This window comes from Nocardia sp. NPDC023852 (assembly GCF_040639505.1).
Lineage (GTDB): Bacteria > Actinomycetota > Actinomycetes > Mycobacteriales > Mycobacteriaceae > Nocardia.
Genome location: NZ_JBFAAB010000068.1, coordinates 1 through 3,338 on the forward strand (window position 1 = coordinate 1; position 3,338 = coordinate 3,338).

Annotated in this window: 2 protein-coding genes; both read right to left on the minus strand. The window is 65.1% G+C overall.

Features of this window, described 5'->3' with window-relative positions; genetic code table 11:
* The coding region (locus AB0H00_RS31840; RefSeq protein WP_357273628.1) for an NAD(P)-binding protein at positions 1–157 on the minus strand (157 nt) is incomplete at its 3' end.
* A gap of 213 nt (positions 158–370) precedes the next feature.
* Positions 371–2,371: a polyprenyl synthetase family protein gene (locus AB0H00_RS31845; RefSeq protein ID WP_357273626.1), complete on the minus strand. Its 2,001-nt coding sequence runs from the start codon at positions 2,369–2,371 to the stop codon at positions 371–373.
* Between the last annotated feature and the right edge of the window lie 967 nt (positions 2,372–3,338).

Below are 3,338 nucleotides of genomic sequence, written 5' to 3' on the forward strand. Positions count from 1 at the left end.
CTCGCTCATAGACCGTCACCTCCCAGCCAGCCGCTCGCAACGCGATCGCCGCGGTGAGCCCGCCGATTCCGCCGCCGACTATCCCTGCGCGCCTGGAATTTTCAAACAATTTCCCACCTACGACGATGACATGACCGTGGATGCCAGCACCCACCATATTCGACGCTAGCTCGAAAGTCGGGGGTCGAGGAGCGCCGGTCGTAGGTCGCGGCCGTCGTCCTGGGTCCGACGGAGCCATCGGCCGAGGTTACTCGGGAAACTATCTGCTGTACAACGCAATTGGATCGCATCTGAAGCGGTACAAACTGCCAGCTGGATGGCGCTCCATGCCGCTACCGCCCGATTTCTGGCGGATGTTCCCCAACCCGGCTTACGGCGTGGTCGGAGCCGGTTCGGCGGCCGGATAGTAGATCTCGCGGCGCAAGCGTTCCAAGTCCGGCGCTGCGGAAGCGGACGGTTGCGTGTACCGATCGCTCTCACGCCCCCAGAGCCCCACACTCGCCATGTTCACGTACAACTCCGCGTACTCCTGCCCCCGGCCCGACAGGCCGGGAAGCACGCGGAAGAGCGCGGGGACGTAGCGGATTACTGCCTCGAGCTGGGCGCGCTGCTCGGCCACCTGGCGCTGCACCTGCTCGACGGCTTCGCCGCGGGTGCACCCGGTCTCGTGACGGACCGCCCGCACAAGGTTGTAGGGGACATGGTCCGCCTCGTCCTGATCCAACCCCACCAGGTCGTTCTCCACGAAGGTCGCCCAGAAGCCGAGTTCCTCGAGACGGCGGATCACGGGGTGGCTGCGTAGCGTCGGCGGCAGCTCCCGGTCCTGGTACACCTCCACGCAGGCGAGGGCGGTATCGATCCCACTGGTCGACATCCGCAGCGGCAGGTAGTCGGCCGTGGACGGGATGTAGCCGTTGATGCGATGATGCGCTTCGCGTTCGGCCGCTTCACACCAATCCTCGAGAATGTCGAGGAACCGCCTCTGCCAGCGGGCGCTCCGGCCCTCACGCAGGCGCGGCCACAAACTCGCCCACGCTGTCGGGATCGCGCCGCGCATCTTTGGGTCCTGGCGCAGCATTGCCACCATGCCACGCCTCAGCGCAGTCACGGCTTCCGGGTCCCTCAGCTGCGGATCCTCGAACAGGTCGTCACACACAAGGGTGAACACAGCCATGCCGTAGACGGTCTGTTCACGGGCCGCGTCCGCTGCTGGGGCCAAGATTTGTGTCGGGGTCCGGATCGCTCCTATCCACCGGTGGTAGTCGGCCTCGGCCGGGGTGAGGGCAAGGCCGGTGTCCAGCAGCCAGCTCCTCAACCATTGCGCGACCCCCGGCGGGAGCCCATCACTGCGAGCTGCGGGGGCCTGCGTCGACTGCTGGGGAACCGCGGGAGCAGGAGCTCGCCGGTCGAGTATGGACCGGACATAGGCGATCATCGCGTGGCGCGCATTCGGGTCAACAGACACAGCGGTGAGCTGACCGGCGGCCTGGTCGATGAATTCCTCGGCCCTCGCTTGTGCTTCGTCCACGGCGCCGGAGGCGATGACGAGCTCGCGGGCGCGTGCGGCTTGCTCACCCGTCATTGCTCGGCGCAGCAGGCGGGCAAGGCTTTGGTCGTGGGCAGCCGCGCGGATCACGGGAAGGGTGTAAATGCCCTCGGGCAGATCCGCGTTGACCGGCTTGCCCAATTCTTCGGCGGTCGAGGTCAGATCGAGGATGTCGTCATACAGCTGGTAGGCCAACCCGAACTGTCGCCCGAACAGCGCCAACGCCTCTTCCTGCTCATCGGAACAGCCGGCTTGCATTGCGCCTACCCGGCATGCCAGCGACAGCACTGCCGCTGTTTTGCCGTCGATCGTGTCCAGGTAGGCCTGCTCGCTGCGGGAGGCCACATACTGGTCGGCGGCCTCGATCACCATGCCCGCGCACATCTGCTCGCCCGCGATCGTTGCCGCGAGAACTTCGCGCTGGCCGAGTTCGGCCAGCATGCGCATGCCCGAGAACGTCACGGAGTCCCCACCCAATACGGCCATATGCGAACCCCACACCGCGTTGGCACTGGGACGGCCTCGACGCTCGTAGGCGTGGTCGACGACGTCGTCGTGATACAGCGAGCCCACATGCATCAACTCGACAGCGGCGGCGGCGCGCACCGCCCGGTCGTCGGCCGGGACCGCGGGATCGGTGAGCAGGTAGTACGACAGCAACGTCAGAGTGGGACGGACCAAGCGGCGAGAGGTGTCCGGTCCTTCGTCTGTGAGCGCGGTCAGCTCGGGCCTGCCCCGCAACTGCACGGGTCCGAGAACGTCACGGACGCGGTCCAGGTCCGCATCCAGATGCGGGAAGACAGCGGAATCTATTTCACCTGGCATGCGCTCGCTCCTGATTGGGTACATCGGTCATCTATACACCGTCGATCAGTTGAATTCGGTATCACCATCCCACGAAAAATGTTGGTATCGGCTAATTTTGACGTCAGCGTCACAGCGGTAAGGATCGCGCCGCCCTGTCGCAAACCGGGCCGATCACCGTAGGGGCTGGTGGAGAACTCGAGGGGGCCAGCTGCCGGTCATGGCCGTCGCCGACCAGCAGTCACTGAATGCCAGTCCGGGGTACACCCGACACCACGCCCGAAGCGAGGCGGAGCAGGGTCAGGCAAGGCCCTCCGCTGAATTTCCTGACGCAAGTCCGCCTGGCTTACAGAGGCCAGCCGAGCACCCCGGAGAAGGCTCGACTCCTAAACCGAAGCCCGGCAGATGGCTAGCCAACGGTCGGTGGGTTCCTGAGCTGTCCGACCATTGCTTAGCTGGCCTGACAAACTCCTACTGGGCCTGCGTGCGGATCAGATCGATGACACCCTTGGGATCTGGACGCCGACGCAGGTTGCCACAGCGCATGTACCGAGGACTGGATGCTGCGTGCTGGCGATCAGAACGGCGAAGGCACACCCGCCGCCGATCGTGAAAATGCGGTCCATCAACCACTGGGATCCTCCGCATGCAGGTTCAACCTATGCGCCCAGCTCGGGCGGCTTGCGCCCTCTTGCCGAGGCAGAGGCGCTTCACGCGGTACCGCCGGATTTCTGGCGGATGCTATGTCCTGCTCACCCACGCCGAACTCCTCGACCAGAGCGGCCATGGCCGACGGCGGAGTCTGCCGGTGGATAGATCCTCACCGATTTCGCGCCGATCTGAAATAGCTTGTGGCGTTGCTGATTCGCCGCCTTTTGCTGCGCTTCGGCTTCTTCGGATCGGCTACCAGGTTTCGGGGTCGGAGTCTGCTAGGCGTTGGAGGGCTTGGTCGATCCAGGTGGTGAAGTGGGTGGTCAGGTCGGTGGGG